Source organism: Clostridium sp. B9, from assembly GCF_050509515.1.
Lineage (GTDB): Bacteria > Bacillota > Clostridia > Clostridiales > Clostridiaceae > Sarcina.
The window spans coordinates 1,148,702-1,168,479 of record NZ_JBNWKA010000003.1; the positions used below are offsets into that span (position 1 = coordinate 1,148,702).

Genomic DNA, 19,778 nt, shown 5'->3' on the forward strand with positions numbered 1-19,778 from the left:
CAATAAAATCTACAAAAGGCTAATAGGTTTAAGTATTATTAATAATAAAGTTAACTTTTTCTTGACCATGTTTAAAACTAAGAATTAAATTGATTAAAATAATACAATTATGAAATAGTATGGGGATATTGGACTAAATAAAAATAAGGCTCTATTAAAACCAATATTAGCTTTAAAGTGAGCCTTAAATAAAAATGAGATTAGTACTAAAGTAAAGCTGAGAATAGCTTTGAAAAAGATTCTTTAATCTTAACAGAAGTGCTTCTATTAAGATACTCTTCCTTAGTTAATTGTTTTGAGATAAGCATGTCTTTTTCAAATTCTTTACGTTGAATTTTAGCTAATTCTTCTGAATATAGAATTGAAATTACTTCAAAGTTTAATTCAAAGCTTCTTGTATCCATATTTGCAGTTCCTATGGAACATACTTCATCATCTATAACAACTGTTTTAGCATGAAGAAATGCATTTTTATCATAGTGATATATTTTGACACCAAAGTTTAGTAAATCCCCAGCATAAATTAGGTTTGCCCAATAAACAAAGGGATGATCACCTTTACCAGGTATCATGATTTTTACATCCACTCCAGAAAGAGATGCAAGTTTTAAGCTATCAGCTATACTATCATCTAAAATTAAATATGGAGATTGAATATAAATATATTTTTTTGCCCTTTGAATCATTTCTAAATAAGATAATTTGATTTCATAAAGGTTATTAGGATTAGGGCCACTAGATATTATCTGCATTCCAGATTTTGAATAACCTTCAATAGATGATGGAGTTTCTTCATTTAAATAATCTATAAGATAACTTAAATCAACATCTTCTTTTGTAGCATATCTCCAATCGGCCCAAAATCTCAAATCTAAGTCTCTTACTGAATCTCCCATGAATTTTATATGAGTATCTCTCCAATAACCAAATTTAGGGTCTTTACCTAGATATTCGTCACCTACATTAAAACCTCCAACAAAACCTATTTTATTATCTATAACTATTATCTTACGATGATTTCTAAAGTTCATATTTATGTTTATTAGTCTTAATAGAGCAGGGAAAAATTCACCAACTTTTACACCAGCATCAATTAGAGGCTTTAGTTTTTTACGATTAAGAGTTCTGCTACCAACAGAATCATATAAAAGTCTTACTTCAACTCCAGCTTTAGCCTTTTCTTTTAGAATTTCTAAAACTTTTGAACCTAAATCATCATTTTTAAATATGTAAAATTCTATATTTATACTTTTTTCAGCTTTTTTTAAGCTTTCTAAAATATCTTCAAATAGTTTTTTGCCATCAAAAAATGCTTTGACTTCCACATCATCTCTATATGGAGAATATTCCATGCTTTCAATAGCTTTAATCATATCTGCGTGTTTTGGAGTTTTTAAATCTTTACTTAATTTTTGGTTGTTTTTTAACTTTTTAATGTATTTTTCAAAAATGTTAAGTTCAGATTGCTTCATTATAAAGATATCTTTGGTATTAACTTTTCTACCTAACATTATGAATAGTATAAAACCTATATAAGGAAGTATAATAAGTACTAAAGTCCAAGAGATTATACTCTTAGGCGAACGATTTTCTTTGAAAATCATATAGAGAATTGTTAGTAAGTTTAGAATATGAATTAATGTAGAAAAAATAGAATAAATCATAATTAAGTAAATCCTTTCTTTAATGTTTAACTTTGTTTTAAACTATCATTTAAAAGATAATCTAATATTTAAAAAAATGTTTATAAAAAATTAAAATCTATACTATAATAATATCATTTTAATTGAATTTAAACTATTTTTTATAAATTATTATTTTCGCATAAATAATAAGAATTTTAATTATGTTGATTAAATATTTAAGATAATCATGTATGTATATTGTAGTAAAATATACAAATTAGTTTTGAAATTATGTATGTTAGAGTATAATTAAAAGGACTAAAATTAAAAGATATAAGATTAGTATATGTTAGCATTTTATATTCACAAAAAATTTAAGTTGTTATAGATTATATATTCAGAAAGGTGGAATAGATATGGTAAAACCGATTGTTAGAGATATATTATTTTTAGGACAAAAATCAGAGACTGCAACTAAAGAGGATATATCTGTTATTTATGATTTAGAGGATACACTAAGAGCAAATTTAGAATATTGTGTTGGAATGGCTGCTAACATGATAGGGGTTAAAAAGCGTATATTAGTATTTACTATGGGGAGCGTCATAGTTCCTATGGTAAACCCAGTTATATTAAAGAAAGAAAAGCCATATGAAACAGAAGAGAGCTGTTTATCATTAACTGGTTTTAGAAAAACAACAAGATATGAAAAGATAGAAGTAGAGTATCTTGATAGAAACTTTAAGAAGCATAAGGATGTGTTTACTGGATTTACTGCACAAATTATTCAACATGAAGTAGATCATTTTGAGGGAATAATAATTTAAGAAGATTAGTATATAAATTTTGGCAGGGCTTGAGGATTGCACTTATATAAATAATATAGATTTATTAAAAGAAGGAGTATATCATGGTTACAGATGTACTCCTTATTTCTATATAAAATAATTATTTAATAAATTTATTATAATGTAATATCTTTATTGAATACTTTATTAAGAATTAAAGATATAAAGTTTTCTTTGCTAATATTCTCAAATGAATTATCAATTTCAAGAATTTTGTTATCTGAAATAAATAGATATGAGTTATTGTAATCGCCAAAAGAGTACACTTTAACACCATTTATTATTGAAGGTGATTTAAGCGTGTAGTTAGGATTAATATCTTTTCTAATTTTATTTTCAAATTTAACTGATGAATTTACTACAGCATTTATTGCCCAAGTATAATTACTTTCAAATAAGGAATAGCTTAAATATTGCTCATATGATGAATCAGAATAAAAGATATTTTTAGCTATAATGCTAGTATTTTCATCTACATATAGTTCAGTAGGTTCAGAACTTGATAGGTTAAAATCATTTAAGGTTAGCGGAGGATTTGAGCTTAAGACATTATTTTTACCTATAAATCCGTCTCCTGCAATTCCCATAATAGTACTTATCATAACAAACATGCCTAAGAAGAAGGTAAATATAATACTTCCACAACGTATAAGTATATTAGTTCTTTTAGAATATTTGGGTTTTAGTAGAAACTTTCTAGTAAAAATATCTACTAAAAGTATTACAAGAACCATTGAGACTGATATGAGTATTGATGTAGAGGCATCTGCAAAATTATTACTATCTATAATTACAGTTAGTAAAAAGAATATTAAGAGGCTTGCAGCAATGCATCTATTTATTAGATTTTTTCTTCTTAACTGTTTAAGGGTATTATATGGAAGAAACTCTCCATTATTTAATTTTCTTTTTGCCTGTATGCTCCATTTTGTAAAGGATGTAACTTCTACTATATTTACTAATATTAATACTAAAAAGACTATAGTAGATGCTAGACTTAAGTTAGACGATAAGAAGTATGATATACTACCATAAGAAATAGAATTATAGATATTAAATGCTATAAGAGCGATAAGTAAGAGTTTTAATACTATATCAAACAATGATGATTTAAAAATAGATTTAAACTTTTCATTTTCATCTGTATGAATTGGAATTATTTCAGAATTTTTATGACGATAGAATATTTGTAGATTTCCTCTTTCACATACATAATTCCAACCAGCAGATTCACAATATTCTCTGTATTCAAGAGCTGTATTTGAATCTTTAACATCTAGAGTAGAAATTTGAGGAACTGGCTCCACTGAGAATTTTAGATTTTTAGGTTCAATTTTAGTAAATTTAAATCTTGATCCACTTATAGATTCTAATAGCCAACCTTCACTTGCCATTTCTTCTAAAAATTCTTGAATAGCTGTGCATTCATATGCTGAAAAGGTAAAATATTTTATCTTTATATTTTTAATTTTCATAGCTTTCCCCCTGAATAAATAATTCTCCATCTCTGACTAGAGTATTTAATCTTTTGTATTCTTCATTCAAGATTTCTTTGCCATAATCAGTTATAATGTAGCTTTTTTTTCTTCCTTCCACTGAGGTTTCTATGATTATTTTTTCTTTTTCAAATTTACTAAGCAGAGTATATAGGGTTCCTGGTCCAACCTTTATACGTCCTTTAGAAATTTCTTGTACTGAATTCATAATATCAACTCCACATCTTTCTTGAAGCAGAGAGAGTAGTATGTAGTACATTTGTTCAGTTAAGGTTTGAAATTGCTTTCTTGGCACTAAGCTTTGCCCCCCTTATATTGAATATCGATATTTTAGAGTCTGAAATAATATCGTTAATCGATTAATATATTTTTAGTTTAATATCGATATACAATATTGTCAAGAAGATTTTTGAAATAAATACTTTAATTGTAAATATATTGGGTGTTGATATTTTAATAAATAGCTATAGCTAGTATTATTGACATAATTTAATTATGTGACATGGAATATAGTGTATGCATATTATATAGTAAATATAACCTTTAAGGTGGTATATACTAATGGAAAAATATATTGTTCTTTTAAAAGATAAATTAAAAATTCAAGAGTTTATAGAATATTTAGAGCAAAATAATATAGTTATAGATTTTAAAGATGAAGATTCCTTAATATTTATAATTATTATAGATGAAAATCAATCTGCTTTAATTAAAGCAATAGATTATGTACAAGAAATATTTAAAGATGAAATATTTAAAGTAAATTTAGAAAAAGTAAATGAACAAGAAAATTTAGAGAGTAAAATAGCACCATTAGAAGCTGTGGTAGATTATAAAAATTGGGGGGTAAACAGAGTCTTGGCTCCTTGTATGTGGAGAAGAGGTATAACAGGACAAGGGGTAAAGGTAGCAGTTTTAGATACTGGAATAGGTCCACATGTAGATTTAAATGTTGCTGGAGATGTATCTTTTACTGGCGAGCCAACAGACGATGGAAATGGACATGGAACTGGAGTTGCAGGAATTATTGCAGCCAGAAATTTTGGGGATTTGGAACTTGGGGTAGCTTATGATGTTAGTTTATATAATGTAAAAGTTTTGGATAATTCAGGAAATGGAACAACAGCATGGCTAATTCAAGGGATACTTTGGTGTGGCAATAATAATATTCAAGTAGCTAATATGAGCTTATATTATGATCAAGGTCAGCCAGGAATTTTATCTAGATTAGCTATTCAGGCAGCTTTGCTTTCAGCAAGAAATAATGGATGTATTTTTGTTGGAATTTCAGGAAATGATGGAATTAACGAAGTTTTTTATCCTGGATCAGCTAATGGAGTAATATCAGTAGGAGCTACAGATATTAATAATGTAAGAGCCACATTTTCCAATTATGGAAATGGTTTAGACTATGTTGCACCGGGCGTAGATATATATACTACTGATTTAAATGATGGATATACGACTGTTAGTGGAACATCTATGGCAGCACCACATGTTACTTCTGTAATTGCACTTTTATTAGATGAAGATCCATCAAGAACTCAATCACAAATTGAACAAATATTGACAGCATCAGCTCTTGATTTAGGGAATCCAGGTTATGATATTGAGTATGGAAATGGGCTAGTAAGATGTCCACTATATCCTATGACTTTAATAGTAAATCCTTCAATGGATGTGTATGATTGTGAGAAAACTGGAGAGTTAAATATATTCGCTTATGACAATCTTGGAAATCCAATAGAAGAGGTGCCAATAGATATAAAAATTACAACTCCAAGTGGTATTGAGATTAATGCATCAACTGAAACAGATAGTAATGGTAAGGCAACATTGGAAATGTTATTTAACTGTTGCATGTGTAATGAAAATCCAGATAATTTAATAGAGTTAAATGAAATAGGAGAATATTCAGTTGAAGTTACAGCATATCCAACATGTTCACCAGAAACGACAGCAAGAGCTTCATTTATAATAGAAGAATGTGAGTTACAAGCAAGTGTTTATCCTAATAAAAATGTATATTCATCTATAGATAATGGAGTTATTATTGGGGAAGTTAAGGATAGGGATGGAAAGATTGTAGACGACGCTGATTTAAAATTAACTATTATAACTCCAAGTAATCAACAGATAGAAGTATATGGAAAGACTAATGATTTTGGAATGTATTATTTTAATTTCCAAGTGGACTGTCCAGGCGTTCTTCAAGATGGAATGGATCCAATATTGACTGAAATAGGAGATTATGTGGTCCAGTTAGAGGCAACTAAAGAATGTTACAAAACAGCTTTAGCAGAAACATCTTTTAGTGTTTTAGAAACATCTTTAATGGGAGATATTTTTGTAAAGGATAAAATTTGTATGAATGATAATGAGCTACTTTGGGTATGGGTAAAAGATGAATCAGGTAGAGTAGTTTCCAATGCAAATGTTGAGTTAACCATTAAGTCACCATTAAATATATTTAGAACCTTTAATTTAACTACAAATCAAAATGGATTAGTATGTGTAAATATAGTTACTAATGGATGTGATTATGTTAAATATTATAAAAATAATTATTTTGCACAATCATGTGGAGAATATGAAATAAATGCAATAATATCAAAATCTCCTTGTTATGAAAATTTAGAAATTAGTGGAGAATTTGAAGTTATAAGATGTTGTCATCATTAAAGTTAAAAAGTAGAGAAAGCCAAATAGATTCTAATGAATTTAATTCTAAGACTTTAATAAAAAATAGGTAGCTTTGTCTAAAACAAGGCTACCTATTTTATTGTAATTTTGATATTTCAAATATAAGATATTAGAAATTTAAAAGAGGGTTAAATTAAATCATCTAATCCATTAACTGTAGCTTGTTCATCCTCTTCAATAGGGATTATTATACACTTCTTACCATCAATTATTTGTGATTTTACTTGTGATATTTTTTCAGGCTTTACATGAAGGACAACATCATAGTTGTTATTAGCTTGAAGTTCTTCTTCTAAAACTTCTTCTAGAGCTTCCTCTAAGATTTCAGTATCCTCATCAATTATAATATCTTCTACTATTTCACCATTTTCATCAACTGCTACTTCTTCAGTATCTTCATTCTGTATAGCAGCTTCTTGCTTAACTTCTTCAAGTCTAGCTTTTAAAATTTCAACTTGCTTTTCTAGACGTTCTTCTTTTTTTCTTTGCTCATTTGCTTTAAGTGCTCTTGTATCAATTAAGTTTTCTGCTAGTGGAACATCATCTTCAAAGTTTTCAGAGTAGTTTCTTTCAATTTGTTTAGCTACATCTTCAGTAACTCCATTTTCTATCAAGATGTTTTGAACATCTTTCTCCGTTAATATCATAGGCTCACTATCTGGAGTATCTTCATACATAGAATTATGTTCTTCTACTAAGTTATTTAAGCTTTCTTGTACATCCATAAATACTTTTTCAGCCTTTTCTTCACTAACAAAAGAATCCTTAATTATTGATTGGAAGGTCTGTTTTTGAATAGTAGCTGTTTGTTTTGATGGACATCCTAATACATTTTCCATTAATTCAGGATGTGTATCCTTAGCGTTTTTAGTATAGTACATAACAGAGTTAACATCTGAACTACGATTAATAAATGCTGGGAATACGAATCCATTAGCAGGATTTTCAACAACCCAATCTCTAATACGAGCCTTTATTGAGTTTTCCTCTTCAAAGTATCTAAGACCTGGCTTAGAAAGAGAAACTGGACATATTGCACATAAGACATATTCATAAACTTCTTCTGATTCATCTACTTTAAGGTTATCCTTAGTCTTAGTGATAACATCATAAGCATCATGGAAAAGAAGAATTATAAAGTTTCCTGTATAGTCATAATTCTTTATAACTGAATTATAAAATTCATCAAGAACAGAATCATCCTTTAACTTACTATTTTTAAGTTGCATAAGAGAAACTTGCTTTTCATTAACTGAGAACTCATTAAGAGGGAAGTTAAGCTCCAAGACATTGTTTCCTATTGTTCCAGACATAACTTTTTTAGCAATTTCTAAGTACTTAAAGTATTCATCTTCTTCTAAGTTTAAGAATGTTTCTCTAAATTTTAAAAGTATATTTTTTTCACCATTAACATAGCAACCACACATTTTGGTGAAGGTACAGTGATCTTTCTTTAAACGTTTTTTAAGTTCAAGTATATCTTTTTTCTGCATATATAAAAAACCTCTCATTCTAATCTAATTTACATAATTACAATATTAAGTATAGTATTTTTTAGGTATTAATTAAAGTTTTTATTATATCAATAATAAATTATGGAAATTTATTATAAAAATTAGCTACTATTTTTTGTGAAAAGCTTGTGGTAAATCCAGCAGTAAAATTTATTTAAGAAACGTAAAACAGGTATAATCTCATTAAGAATGTTTAATTGTTAAATTTTACAAGGGTGTGTTATGATTATAAATATATACATTTATGGGGGAGATAAAATGAGAATTACAGATTTTATAATAATAATGTTTTTTGTTATTATTACTCTAATACAAGTAAAATACATAAAAAAATTAATAATTCCAACAAGAAAGGGTATTGTAGAAATTAGCACCTTAATAGTTGGCTTACTAGCTTTTGGAGGTATAACAATTTTCTTTGGTAGTAAGTTGATGCATTATTTAATATGTTTATTGGCTATGATTATGTTTATATTAATGTGGTTAAAAAGAGGGATTACTTCAAGTGGATTTTCATCAATGTATAGGGACAAAGAAAAAATTGAGTGGAATGATATTGAAAAAGTAGTAGTAAATAAAGAGCCTAATGAGATTAAGGTTCAAGTCTATGGGAAGTTTATGTCACAGAATTTCTATTTTAAAAAAGCGGATTATGAAAAAGTAATTGATATATTAAAGAGCAATTTGCCAATTAAAAGTGAGTTAGTAGTATAAACAGTGTAGTGTAATAATTTATTATACGGAATATAATTAAGGTTAAGGAGCTATATCATTTTGATATAGCTCCTTAACCTTAATGACTAGGTGCTGCTTTTACGCTTTTATAGATAGAGCAGAAGCAGCTTAATGATATTGCAACAATAGGGAATATAACCCATGAATTATTCCAAATATTAAATATATAACTTAATATCAAATAAACACATACTGTTAATTTCCAAACGGTTGATGATATCAAATATAGAAATCAATGAAGCTATAGCATATACTCATATAAAAATGTTTGAAGAGTAGAGTCTATAGTTTTTATATAAAGACTTTTCTCATTTAAACAATTAAAGCCTTGACTATCATAAAAACCATAATTACATCTAGTGTCTGTAAATAGATAAATAGAAGAAACATCCATAGATTTCATATATTTAAGAGCTAATCTTAATAATGTTTTACCAATACCAAGTCCTCTAGCCTCTTTAGATACAATAAATAACTCAATTGAACCATCAAAAAGAGACTCCTTTCCATTTATTAGTTCATCATAGATATCTTTCACTTTAATAAATTCAGTAAGTTCATTTTTATCTCTTTTATCCTTTATTGGGAGCATAGAAAAATCTTTTTCTTTCTTTAAACTTAAAAGATGATGATAGTTGGTTAATGAGTTGTTAGCACTACATAATATAATACCTAAAACTTTATTATCTTTAGAGGCAACTTTAACAAATGAACTTTTGTATAGAGCTTCCTCAAGATAAATAGTAGATATAATATCTAATAATTCTTTGTTATGGATGAATTCGTGAAATTTAAAAGCATCTTTAATTAACATTGTTATTTCTTTTAAATCTTCTTTCTTTAAATCCCTATATATTATATTTTTCATAAATTTTATTATCCTTTCACATTATAATTTCTATATTAAATAAGTATAAACAATGGAGTAACTCTAAGGTCAATAAGTATTTTGAAAATATATGCATTAAAATGATTCAATATTATATAATTGGGGATAGAGAGGTGATAAAAATGAAATTATCTATAGGAGCTGTTGGAAATTTATTTAATATAAGTAAGGATACTTTAAGATACTATGATAAAATAGGAATCTTAACTCCAGAAGTTAATAAGGAAAACGGTTATAGATTTTACGATATGAGGCATTTAGAACAATTGGGGTTAATATTGGGAATAAAATATTTAGGAATATCACTAAATGATATAAAGGAAATCATAGAAAGTGGAGAAATAGAAGACTATTATAATCTTATACAAAGACAGAAGGAAATAATAGAACAAAAAGTTTTAGAGTTGAAAAAATTAGAACAATCACTAAATAATAGTGGAGAGATAGTAAATAAAATAATGAATTTTAAAAATGAATATGATTTTTGCAAGTTAAATATAGAAAATATAAACCTAAAACTTTACGGAGTAAAGTTGAAAAGTGTTTTGAGTTTAGATAAAGAAGCTAAATTAGAAAAAAGTTTAATAGATTTAAAGGATAGAGCATACTTGTATTCTTATAAGATACATGATAATAAGGATATCACAGAAGATGAGATTCTTTTTATAAGACATAACAGTTGTATAGATGAATTTTTGAATAAAACAATTGATAAAGACAATATATTCTCTAAGGAAATAGAAGGAGAATTTATTATCGTAGATTTCTATGGAACTATAGAGGAAATAAATGATTACATCTTGAGTATTAATAAGTATTTTAAATGTAATAAAAATAACTTTGGATTTACAGAGTATGGATTTTATTTGCCTAAAAAGGATAAGGAAGTAAAATACTTTGTAAAAATATATTTGAAAATAGAAAATTAGTTGTTGACTTGTTAAGTCATGTGAGAGATTCTTCTTACATGGCTTTTTATTTGTGCCAAGCTGCAAGTAAGGGTTAGTATATGAATGATATATAGTATATTGATTAAGCGATTATAAAAATGAAATTAAGGTAGAATTAAGTTTAAGAAAAAGAGGGATTAAACTTGAACTTATATAATCTTAATGAAGTTTGATATAGGAGATGTAAATATGGATAACTATATAGTTGAAACTAAGAGTTTAAGTAAAAATTTTAAAAATTTTAAAGCATTAGATAATATTGAATTAAGAGTAGAAGAGGGGAAGATATATGGTTTTTTAGGACCAAATGGAGCAGGAAAGTCTACTACTCTAAAAATTTTACTTGGCTTAGTAAAGGCTACAGAAGGCCAAGTGAAAGTATTAGGTATGGATATAAAAGAAGATAGAGAAAAGATTCTGAAAAATATAGGAGCGTTAATAGAGAGTCCATCTTATTATGGACATTTAACTGCTTATGAAAACATGGAAATTATAAGGCGTGTATTAAAGTTAGAGAAAACATATATAGATGATGTTTTGAGAACTGTAGGACTTTTAGAGGTTAAAAATAAAAAGGTTAGAGAATTTTCTTTAGGAATGAGACAAAGGCTTGGAATCGCAGAAGCTCTTATTGGAAATCCTAAACTACTTATTTTAGATGAACCAACCAATGGGTTAGATCCAGCTGGTATTTTAGAAATTAGAGAACTTATAAAATCTTTACCTAGTAAGGGTATTACGGTTATTATATCTAGCCATATTTTAAGTGAGATTGAGCTTATAGCAGATAATGTTGGGGTAATAAATAAAGGAAAGTTAATATATCAGGGAACATTAGATAGTTTAAGAGCAAAAGGTAGTGAAAATATACTTTTAGGATTAGAGGATTTTGAGGCTAATAAAGAGAGTGTAACAAAGTTACTAACTGATGAAGGATATAGTGTTAACTGTGAAGAGGACAAGTTTGTGATTTTAGGCAATAAAAAAACAGCTAGTAAAATATGTAGAATAATTATATTAAAAGGATATGATGTTAATTATTTAAGTTATAAAAGAAATTCTCTTGAGGATATATTTTTATCCTTAACTAAGGAGGAAGACTTATGATTTTTACTTTAATTAAAAATGAGTTTTTAAAGGAAAAACGAAATTTTTTATTAGTTATGATATTACTTCTACCTGTTGGAATAGCATTATTATTGAGTTTTGATTTATTGGTTAGATATGAAAGTTGGCTTTTACCTAATGCTATTGGAAAGGGAATAACTTCTTGGAATATATTAATTAAGGAACAGAGGATACTTTACTTTAATGATTTTATGCCTTTATTTGCTACTCTTATTTTAGGGCAATTGTTTGAAAATGAATATAAAAATAATGGATGGACTTTAACTTTAACTAAGCCCATAAAAAGATATGAAATATTATTATCAAAGTATATTACTGCATTAATAATATTGACTTTAATGTTATTTTTTAATGTAATTTCTTTAATTGTGGTTGGCAAAATATTTGATTTTCCAGAGCAGATTCCATGGGGATATTTTGGGAAAATGATAATTATACAATTATTAGCAAGTGCTGCTGTAATGATAATACAAGAGTTTATTTTAATTAAGAATAAAAATATATTAATATCCTTTGGTATTGCAGGAGTACTTAGTATGATTTCTTCAAATTTATATTATTACAATAATCCTATAATGTATTTAAATCCATATGGGTATTCATTATTTTCTATAACTCAAGATGCAATGGGTATTAGTTTTGTATTTTGTGGTTCAGCAATAATTATAGTATTGGGTGGATTTTTATTAATTAGATACTTCAATAGTAAAAAAGTATATTAAGGAGGGGCGTAGAATGGAGTTATTAAGAATAGAGTTTTTAAAGTTAAAAAGGTTTAATATTTTGCTATTAGCATCCATAACATCCTTACCTTCTATAATTGTAGGAATAAGTTTATATAACTTAATGAAAAATAAATTAGGAACCGATTTAATTATGGAGTCTATTTTTGGACTATCATCATCAATTTATGTTGGAATGCTATTAAATTTATTAATAATTTACTTGGTTTGCATAATAACTAAAATAGAAAATTCTAATAACGGGTGGAGAGGATTATTGATATTACCTGAAAAAAGATGGAAAATATATATTTCTAAAATTTCTGTAATATTTATAGCTATAGGAGTATCATTGATATCATTTCTTATTTTTATTTTATTAATAACATTGATAATGGGTGGAAATATAAATTTATCAATACTAATAAACTTATTTTTAGTATTTTTACTTATTATACCTGTAGCAACATTTCTTTTTGTAATAGCAAGGAATTTCAATACATTAATTGTTCCTTTGGTAATGGGAATATTCTTTTTAATAACTGGCTTTTTTATTGCTCAAAGTGATTATTGGGTATTTGTACCATGGACATACGCTATAGTTGGAGTTTCTGGAGTTATAAGCAATGTACAGCTACTTCAGGTTATAAGTATATCAATCATATTATCAGCATTCATATTAGTTGGTGATTTAATAAAGTTCACTTATTGTGACTTATCAAATTAATATTTTAGGAAAAAGGTCTTTAAGTTTAAGATTCTGTTTTAAACTAGTGTTAATTTTAGATAGAACTGCAAGACCGTCTTAATAGAAACTCTCTGCGAAATTAAGTCGGTCTAATGTGCTAGCTAATAAGTTCATAGTGTAAAACTATGGTAAAATATATTTGAAGTTTTAAAGAAAATGAGGAATAAGATGAAGGATGAAAATATTTTTTTAAAAAATAAAATTTTATTAGTTGATGATGAAAAACAGCTTTTGAATCTTTTAAGTGAAGTTTTAAGTAAAGAGGGATTTAAAAATATATATGAAGCTACCAATGGGATAGATGGAATATTGATGGCAAAGGATATAAAGCCAGACATTATAATTTTAGATGTAAATCTTCCAGATATAGATGGTTATATGGTTTGTGAAAAAATTAGAAGCTTTTCATTTTGTCCTATAATATTTTTAACTGCAAAGGATGAGGATAGAAATAAATTACAAGGTTTAGAAGTAGGTGGAGACGACTATGTTACAAAGCCTTTTAATTTAAGAGAAGTGGTTTTAAGAATAAAGGCTCAACTTAGGAGAAGTAATTATACTGAGGATAAGAACAAATATGAATTCATAACCTTTGGAGACGTTGTGATAAATGAAGAGGCCGGAGAAGTTAGTAGGTCTGGGAAAATAGTGGATTTAACTGCAAAAGAATACAATCTTATATTATTTTTAGCTAAAAACTCAAATAAAATATTTAGTAAAAATACTATTTGTGAAAAGATTTGGGGTTATGATTATGATGGAAACGATAATACTATAATGGTTCATATAAGGCATTTAAGAGAAAAATTAGAGGAAGATCCTAGTAATCCTAAATATATAAAGACGCTTAAAGGGTTAGGATATAAGTTGGTGATAAAATAGAATGAAGAAAAAACTAATATTTATGTTTCTTTTATGTAATATAATTCTATTTCAAATAGGATTTTTAATATTTACTATTATGAATATTTTTATAATGAAAAATGACATTTCTTTTGGAGAGAAAGTATTTAATACAAGTTTTAATATCAGCAATTTTATAGAAGAATCTAAGGAAAATATTTATTTGAAAGATGGGGTATATTCAATTAACAATAACATGGAAAATTTATTCGTTCAAAACAACATATGGCTTCAAATTTTAAATAACAATAATGAGGAGATATTTGAAGTGAATAAACCAAAAGATGTTCCAAGAGAATATACTACATCAGAGCTTATTAATTATAAAGACAACCCGTGGAGTTCTCCGTATCCTTCAACATTAATTGTGGATAGTATTAATGGAAATGGGGCTAATAATACTTTAGTTGTTGGATTACCAATAGATAAGGTTTTTAGACACAAGCTTACATTTACAGAAGAGGGATTTAAGTTTCAAATTATTTATATGGGAATATTTACAATTGGATTGACTTTACTTGTAGGATATTTCTTTAGCAAAAGATTAGTTGAGCCTATTGGCAATATAATAGATGATATTGAAATATTAAAAGAAGGCAAGCAACCTAAGATTAGAAATACAGACTTTTTATATAAAAGTGTAGAGGACAATATAAATGAACTCTCTGAAGTTTTGAAAAAGAATGAAATTGAAAGAGAAAAAATAGATAAGTCAAAAGAACAATGGATTGAAAATATTGCACATGATTTAAAAACACCTTTAAGCTCTATAAAAGGATATTCAGAATTAATATCTGCTAATGATTATGAAATAACCATTGAAGAGGCAAAAAGATATGGTGAAATAATGGAAGATAAGGCAGATTATATGCAAGGGCTTATAGAAGATTTATCTTTAATTTATAAGCTGAAAAATAAGGTTTTGCCTTTTGATATGAAAAATAATAATATTGTAGATATTACTAGGGAGGTAGTTATTGATATATTAAATTCTATAGAGTTTTCTGAGAGAAAAATAAATATTGAGTATGATTATGAAGATATGAATATATTATGTGATGAGAAATATATTAAGAGGGCATTAAATAATTTTATTATTAATGCTTTGGTTCATAATTCTAAAGATACAATTATTCATGTTCTCCTTGAAAAGAAAAATAATAAGGTGACTATAAAGATTAAAGATAATGGACAAGGTATATCAAAAGAAAACTTAGAGAATATTTTTAATAGATATTATAGAGGGAAAAATACTATTGAAGGAGTAAAATCCTCAGGGCTTGGTATGGCTATTAGTAAGGAAATAATTGAAGGTAATAATGGCTATATAGACATTAGTAGCACAATAGGTGTAGGAAGTGAAATAAGAATAGTATTTGAGTTTATTAAGAAAAATGATAGGTGAGTTATGAAGAAATCTGATTTTATTGATCTCAATGAGGAAAAGGCAGGAGATTAACAAAATAATCTGGACAAGTTTATATTTAGAAAATAAAAAATAGATTGAATTGTATAATAATAAGGAATATAATATTATCAATATATTTTAGGAGGATAATTATGAAAGCACTTAATATAATTAGAGGAAATAAAATACATCATCATTACTAGAGACTTGACCGGAAAAGGTGCAAGTCTATTTAAAGTGGGCTTGTATCTTGCTCTGGTAATGATAAATTAAGTGTAATCATAATTTATTAAGCCATGTAGGATATTTTGCCTGCATGGCTTTTTGTTTATAAAAAATTAGAATCTATTTTAAGTGAATGAATGTTGATTTTAGTTAGGCATTTGGAGTTATCTAAAATCAATACCAGTTCAAAACAGAGTTAGAATAAAAGAAATGGAGTGATAAATATGAAAAAGAATAGAATTAAACCAAGTATATTACCAGGATTTATGGAGCTGTTACCAAGAGAACAGGAGGTGTTTAATGACATAGTAAATAAAGTCACAGGAGTTTATGAGAAGAATGGGTGCTTGCCTATAGATACACCAATTATAGAGAAAGCTGATGTTTTACTTGCTAAAAGTGGGGGAGAAACAGAGAAGCAAGTTTATAGTTTTCAGAAGGGAAAAAATAATTTAGCCTTAAGGTTTGATTTAACAGTTCCTTTTGCTAGATATGTAGCACAGTATTATAATGAGATATCTTTTCCGTTTAGAAGATATCAAGTAGGAAAGGTGTATAGAGGTGAAAGAAATCAAAGAGGAAGATATAGAGAGTTTTATCAATGTGATGTTGATGTTATTGGAAAGGATAATTTAAGTTTGAAAAATGATGCATGGGTAATTAGTTTAGCATCTAAGGCTTTTAAAGAAATTGGATTAATGGATTATAAATTTCAAATAAGTAATAGAAAGATATTAAAGGGATTGCTTAATGAACTTAAAATTGAAAATACAAATGAAGTTATGATATTAATTGATAAAGTAGATAAAATAGAAGAAGAAAATTTCTTGCAAGAACTTAATACACTTATTGGAAATGAAAAGAGTAGACTTTTAAATGAAGTGTTAAAGATAAGTGGAACAGGAGAAATAGTATTAAATAAGTTGGAAAATTTTAATATTAAGGATAAGTGTTTTAATCTTGGCATAGAAGAATTGAAGAAAGTATTAGGTACATTAGAATTACTTGGAGTAGGGCAAAATGAGTTTGATATAAATTTAAAAATAATAAGAGGACTTGATTATTATACAGGAACTGTTTTTGAAACTTTATTATTAGGAAATGAAAGTTATGGATCTATTTGTTCAGGAGGAAGGTATGATAATTTAGCAGAAATATATACAGATAATATATTACCTGGTGTAGGAATCTCTATAGGATTAACAAGATTATTCTTTGTATTAAAAGAAATTGGTTTTATAGATAAATATATTATTGAAAATAATGAAGATTATTTAATTATTCCAATAGGAGATACAATGGAATATAGCATAAGAGTTATGAATTATTTACAAAAGAAAGGTTATAATGTATCAATTTATTTTGAGGAAGACTCTTTGAAGAAAAAGATGAAGTACGCTAATAAACTTGGAGTAAGTAATGTGATTTTAATTGGAGAGGAAGAGGTGGAAAATAGGCTTGTAAATATAAAAAATATGAAGTCAGGAAAAGAGAATAAGATTAAAGTAGAGATTTGCAAATAGTATTGCAGTTCTATCTAAAATCAATGCTAGTTTAAAATAGAGATAATAAATCTAGCAATATCTTTGGCTGGATTATCTGGATGTGATGAAGCATTACTTTATCTTTCAATAGATGAAGAAGAAAATAGTGAGAAGGTTTTTGGAAAGTATAGCTTTTATGCTAATAGTGGATTTTTCTTATCATCCATATTATCAATATTTATTATAAATATTTCTATGGAAGCATCAGCATTTTTAACAATAATTCCTTATGGAATAGCTTTTATTGTTGCATTCTTTTTAATTGATAAGAGAGAAGAGGTAAACAGGGAAGTAAACTTAAAAGAAAATTTTAAATTAGCTATAAAAAACAAGAGTTTTATTGTATTTATAATATCTTTTGCATTGATTGAGGAAGTTGTACAAAGTATAACTGTATTTTTAAATCAAGGACAATATGTTAGAAGTGGAATTGCAATAAAATATTTTGGTATTATATTAGCAGTACAAGCGATTGTAAGGTTAATATCGGCTAAGTCTTATAAAGTAAGTGCAAAGTTAGGACAAAATAAAGCTTTAATTGTTTTGAGTATTGTAATTTCAATTATTGTAGGAAGTCTTATTTTTACTTACTCACCAATACTAAGTGTTTTATTTATAATGGTTATTACTGGTGCTAGTCAACTTATGGTTCCAATGGTTATAGATATAAAAAATAAATCTATAAATACAGGAGATAGGGCTACTATGCTATCTATATATTCTGTAATTGGAAGTGTTGTAGCTATTTCAATTAATCCTGTAATAGGGTTTACTGCAAATATATCATTAGAAACAGGGTTAATGAGTTGCTTTATAATAAGTAGCTTAGGATTATTATTAATGTTACGAGGCTTAAGAAAATAACTTATATAAATAGGGGGATAGAATGAAAAAAACAAGTATAATAATTACATTTATATTAGCATTAGCTACATTGCCAATATATATTTATAGCTATAAAAGTGGAGCGTGGATGATATTTTGGTCAGTGTTTATTTTAGATAGAATAATTTCTCCTATAATTGAACCTAGGTTGGAAAAATCATTGGAGGATACAGAGTTAGAAGCTGATGATGGAACCATTACAATAGGTAGATTTCTTATTTTAATGTTATTATTTTGTATTATTAGTCTTGGAATTATGGGCTATATCTTATTTAAATATCCTAAGTTGTTCATTATTTTAATTCTTGGTGAAGTTTTGGATCAGGTTTTAAGAAAAATCATTGAAGAGTTTAAGAAAAAATAAGAGAAAAGATTATATATTTTAAATTATCAAAGAAAGCATAATGAATTTAAATTCATTATGCTTTTATTTTTATACTTTAAGAAGAGTTATATTTTTAAAATTATATCATACTAAAATGATAAGAATTTTTCTAATGTGATTCCAGTCATATTTTAAATATGTATTTTGAATTTATAATAGCACCATAAGAGAGGCAACTAGCCAATAAGAAAATTGATTTTATAGGAGGATATAGCAATAAAGTTAAATTGCTATTAAATATATATGGAAAATAAAAAAGTTATATTAAAGAATGGACAAGCAAAAATAATAGACTCAGAAAGAATTGACATGCTAACAGATTTCTTAAAGAGAATAAATAAAGATGGAATAACTAAAGAATTAAAAGAAGAGGGATTAGATATAGTAAAAGCAATAGATCCATTAGAGTTATCAATTGCAGAGCAGAATCTTATAGATGATGGTATGGAGCCGAGTGAATTAAGACATCTTTGTGATATACATATGGAAGTACTTAAGGATGAACTTGAAAAGTTAAAAAGTAATATATCAAGAGGACATGTGTTAGATACTTTAGTTGAGGAGCATACAAAGATTTTAGGATTATTAGATGAACTTGATACTGTAAGTAATGAAATAATAAAAATGGATAAGTATGATAGAGAGAGAAAAGAATTTGGTAGAGCATTAGAAATAATTCAAGGGATTTTAGATGCAGAACTTCATCATAAGAGAGAGGAAGATGTATTGTTCCCAGAATTAGAGAAAAGAGAAATAACAGGACCAACAAGAATTATGAGATTAGAACATGATCAATTAAGAGAAAAGAAGAGCAGATTAAAAGAACTTATAAAAGTTGTAGAGTACCTTGATTTTGAAGATTTTAAAGTAAATATTCAAGATTTATCTAAAGAAATTTGTTTTGAACTTAAAGATCATATTTTTAAAGAAAATTATATTTTATATCCAACAGCATTAGAAGCTATAAAGGATGAAGAAATTTGGAAATGTATGAGGAATAAGTGTGATGAAATAGGATATTGTCCATTCACTCCAAAAGAATGTATAGAGAGATAATAAGTAAGAATTAG

Annotated in this window: 18 protein-coding genes; 13 read left to right on the forward strand and 5 right to left on the reverse strand. The window is 26.7% G+C overall.

Annotated elements, in window-relative coordinates; translation table 11 throughout:
* Positions 1–206 precede the first annotated feature (206 nt).
* A complete protein-coding gene (gene cls, locus ACQZHJ_RS05195; RefSeq protein ID WP_430484477.1) occupies positions 207–1,664 on the reverse strand; it encodes a cardiolipin synthase in 1,458 nt (485 codons plus the stop codon).
* A 377-nt stretch (positions 1,665–2,041) separates the two neighbouring features.
* On the opposite strand from cls, the gene ACQZHJ_RS05200 reads away from it, so the two are divergent.
* Entirely contained in the window at positions 2,042–2,452 is a 411-nt protein-coding gene (locus ACQZHJ_RS05200; protein WP_430484478.1) for a peptide deformylase, read from the forward strand.
* A gap of 137 nt (positions 2,453–2,589) precedes the next feature.
* On the opposite strand, the gene ACQZHJ_RS05205 is transcribed toward ACQZHJ_RS05200, so the two are convergent.
* Together ACQZHJ_RS05205 and ACQZHJ_RS05210 are read right to left on the reverse strand one after the other, a co-directional pair.
* The gene (locus ACQZHJ_RS05205; protein WP_430484479.1) at positions 2,590–3,948 is read right to left on the reverse strand and encodes a DUF2812 domain-containing protein; all 1,359 of its coding nucleotides are present in this window, start codon (positions 3,946–3,948) and stop codon (positions 2,590–2,592) included.
* Complete coding sequence (locus tag ACQZHJ_RS05210) at positions 3,938–4,264, reverse strand: PadR family transcriptional regulator (protein ID WP_430484480.1); 327 nt, start codon at positions 4,262–4,264, stop codon at positions 3,938–3,940. The genes ACQZHJ_RS05205 and ACQZHJ_RS05210 overlap by 11 nt, the downstream gene beginning before the upstream one ends.
* Positions 4,265–4,530: 266 nt before the next feature.
* Between ACQZHJ_RS05210 and ACQZHJ_RS05215 the strand changes: the two genes are divergently transcribed.
* A complete protein-coding gene (locus tag ACQZHJ_RS05215; protein ID WP_430484481.1) occupies positions 4,531–6,651 on the forward strand; it encodes a S8 family serine peptidase in 2,121 nt (706 codons plus the stop codon).
* A gap of 149 nt (positions 6,652–6,800) precedes the next feature.
* On the opposite strand, the gene ACQZHJ_RS05220 is transcribed toward ACQZHJ_RS05215, so the two are convergent.
* Complete coding sequence (locus ACQZHJ_RS05220; protein ID WP_430484482.1) at positions 6,801–8,165, reverse strand: DUF4317 domain-containing protein; 1,365 nt, start codon at positions 8,163–8,165, stop codon at positions 6,801–6,803.
* A 279-nt stretch (positions 8,166–8,444) separates the two neighbouring features.
* Between ACQZHJ_RS05220 and ACQZHJ_RS05225 the strand changes: the two genes are divergently transcribed.
* Positions 8,445–8,900: a hypothetical protein gene (locus ACQZHJ_RS05225; protein ID WP_430484483.1), complete on the forward strand. Its 456-nt coding sequence runs from the start codon at positions 8,445–8,447 to the stop codon at positions 8,898–8,900.
* Positions 8,901–9,162: 262 nt separating this feature from the next.
* On the opposite strand, the gene ACQZHJ_RS05230 is transcribed toward ACQZHJ_RS05225, so the two are convergent.
* Positions 9,163–9,789, reverse strand: coding sequence for a GNAT family N-acetyltransferase (locus ACQZHJ_RS05230; RefSeq protein WP_430484484.1), 627 nt, complete (start codon positions 9,787–9,789; stop codon positions 9,163–9,165).
* Between the two features lie 143 nt (positions 9,790–9,932).
* Between ACQZHJ_RS05230 and ACQZHJ_RS05235 the strand changes: the two genes are divergently transcribed.
* The 10 genes from ACQZHJ_RS05235 to ACQZHJ_RS05280 all read left to right on the forward strand — a co-directional run bounded on the left by ACQZHJ_RS05235 (position 9,933) and on the right by ACQZHJ_RS05280 (position 19,764).
* The gene (locus tag ACQZHJ_RS05235; protein ID WP_430484485.1) at positions 9,933–10,739 is read left to right on the forward strand and encodes a MerR family transcriptional regulator; all 807 of its coding nucleotides are present in this window, start codon (positions 9,933–9,935) and stop codon (positions 10,737–10,739) included.
* A 183-nt stretch (positions 10,740–10,922) separates the two neighbouring features.
* Positions 10,923–11,867 (forward strand): ABC transporter ATP-binding protein, encoded by a 945-nt coding sequence (locus ACQZHJ_RS05240; RefSeq protein ID WP_430484486.1) that lies wholly within the window; start codon positions 10,923–10,925, stop codon positions 11,865–11,867.
* Entirely contained in the window at positions 11,864–12,610 is a 747-nt protein-coding gene (locus tag ACQZHJ_RS05245; RefSeq protein WP_430484487.1) for an ABC transporter permease, read from the forward strand. The genes ACQZHJ_RS05240 and ACQZHJ_RS05245 overlap by 4 nt, the downstream gene beginning before the upstream one ends.
* 13 nt (positions 12,611–12,623) lie before the next feature.
* Positions 12,624–13,337 (forward strand): ABC transporter permease, encoded by a 714-nt coding sequence (locus tag ACQZHJ_RS05250; RefSeq protein WP_430484488.1) that lies wholly within the window; start codon positions 12,624–12,626, stop codon positions 13,335–13,337.
* 189 nt (positions 13,338–13,526) lie between these two features.
* Positions 13,527–14,240 (forward strand): response regulator transcription factor, encoded by a 714-nt coding sequence (locus ACQZHJ_RS05255; protein ID WP_430484489.1) that lies wholly within the window; start codon positions 13,527–13,529, stop codon positions 14,238–14,240.
* Between the two features lies 1 nt (position 14,241).
* Positions 14,242–15,666, forward strand: coding sequence for a sensor histidine kinase (locus ACQZHJ_RS05260; protein WP_430484490.1), 1,425 nt, complete (start codon positions 14,242–14,244; stop codon positions 15,664–15,666).
* 452 nt (positions 15,667–16,118) lie between these two features.
* A complete protein-coding gene (hisS, locus tag ACQZHJ_RS05265) occupies positions 16,119–17,417 on the forward strand; it encodes a histidine--tRNA ligase (protein WP_430484491.1) in 1,299 nt (432 codons plus the stop codon).
* 63 nt (positions 17,418–17,480) lie between these two features.
* The gene (locus tag ACQZHJ_RS05270; protein ID WP_430484492.1) at positions 17,481–18,302 is read left to right on the forward strand and encodes an MFS transporter; all 822 of its coding nucleotides are present in this window, start codon (positions 17,481–17,483) and stop codon (positions 18,300–18,302) included.
* A 22-nt stretch (positions 18,303–18,324) separates the two neighbouring features.
* On the forward strand, positions 18,325–18,687 hold the full coding sequence (locus tag ACQZHJ_RS05275; RefSeq protein WP_430484493.1) for a hypothetical protein: 363 nt from the start codon (positions 18,325–18,327) through the stop codon (positions 18,685–18,687).
* Between the two features lie 264 nt (positions 18,688–18,951).
* Entirely contained in the window at positions 18,952–19,764 is an 813-nt protein-coding gene (locus ACQZHJ_RS05280; RefSeq protein WP_430484494.1) for a DUF438 domain-containing protein, read from the forward strand.
* Positions 19,765–19,778 lie beyond the last annotated feature (14 nt).

Coding starts and splice junctions, on each gene's coding strand:
- ACQZHJ_RS05215 (WP_430484481.1), top strand. CDS start 4,531: ATGGAAAAATATATTGTTCTTTTAAAAGATAAATTAAAAATTCAAGAG.
- ACQZHJ_RS05200 (WP_430484478.1), top strand. CDS start 2,042: ATGGTAAAACCGATTGTTAGAGATATATTATTTTTAGGACAAAAATCA.
- ACQZHJ_RS05250 (WP_430484488.1), top strand. CDS start 12,624: ATGGAGTTATTAAGAATAGAGTTTTTAAAGTTAAAAAGGTTTAATATT.
- ACQZHJ_RS05230 (WP_430484484.1), bottom strand. CDS start 9,789: ATGAAAAATATAATATATAGGGATTTAAAGAAAGAAGATTTAAAAGAA.
- ACQZHJ_RS05225 (WP_430484483.1), top strand. CDS start 8,445: ATGAGAATTACAGATTTTATAATAATAATGTTTTTTGTTATTATTACT.
- cls (WP_430484477.1), bottom strand. CDS start 1,664: ATGATTTATTCTATTTTTTCTACATTAATTCATATTCTAAACTTACTA.
- ACQZHJ_RS05240 (WP_430484486.1), top strand. CDS start 10,923: ATGAAGTTTGATATAGGAGATGTAAATATGGATAACTATATAGTTGAA.
- ACQZHJ_RS05255 (WP_430484489.1), top strand. CDS start 13,527: ATGAAGGATGAAAATATTTTTTTAAAAAATAAAATTTTATTAGTTGAT.
- ACQZHJ_RS05280 (WP_430484494.1), top strand. CDS start 18,952: ATGGAAAATAAAAAAGTTATATTAAAGAATGGACAAGCAAAAATAATA.
- ACQZHJ_RS05275 (WP_430484493.1), top strand. CDS start 18,325: ATGAAAAAAACAAGTATAATAATTACATTTATATTAGCATTAGCTACA.
- ACQZHJ_RS05235 (WP_430484485.1), top strand. CDS start 9,933: ATGAAATTATCTATAGGAGCTGTTGGAAATTTATTTAATATAAGTAAG.
- ACQZHJ_RS05220 (WP_430484482.1), bottom strand. CDS start 8,165: ATGCAGAAAAAAGATATACTTGAACTTAAAAAACGTTTAAAGAAAGAT.
- ACQZHJ_RS05260 (WP_430484490.1), top strand. CDS start 14,242: ATGAAGAAAAAACTAATATTTATGTTTCTTTTATGTAATATAATTCTA.
- ACQZHJ_RS05205 (WP_430484479.1), bottom strand. CDS start 3,948: ATGAAAATTAAAAATATAAAGATAAAATATTTTACCTTTTCAGCATAT.
- hisS (WP_430484491.1), top strand. CDS start 16,119: ATGAAAAAGAATAGAATTAAACCAAGTATATTACCAGGATTTATGGAG.
- ACQZHJ_RS05245 (WP_430484487.1), top strand. CDS start 11,864: ATGATTTTTACTTTAATTAAAAATGAGTTTTTAAAGGAAAAACGAAAT.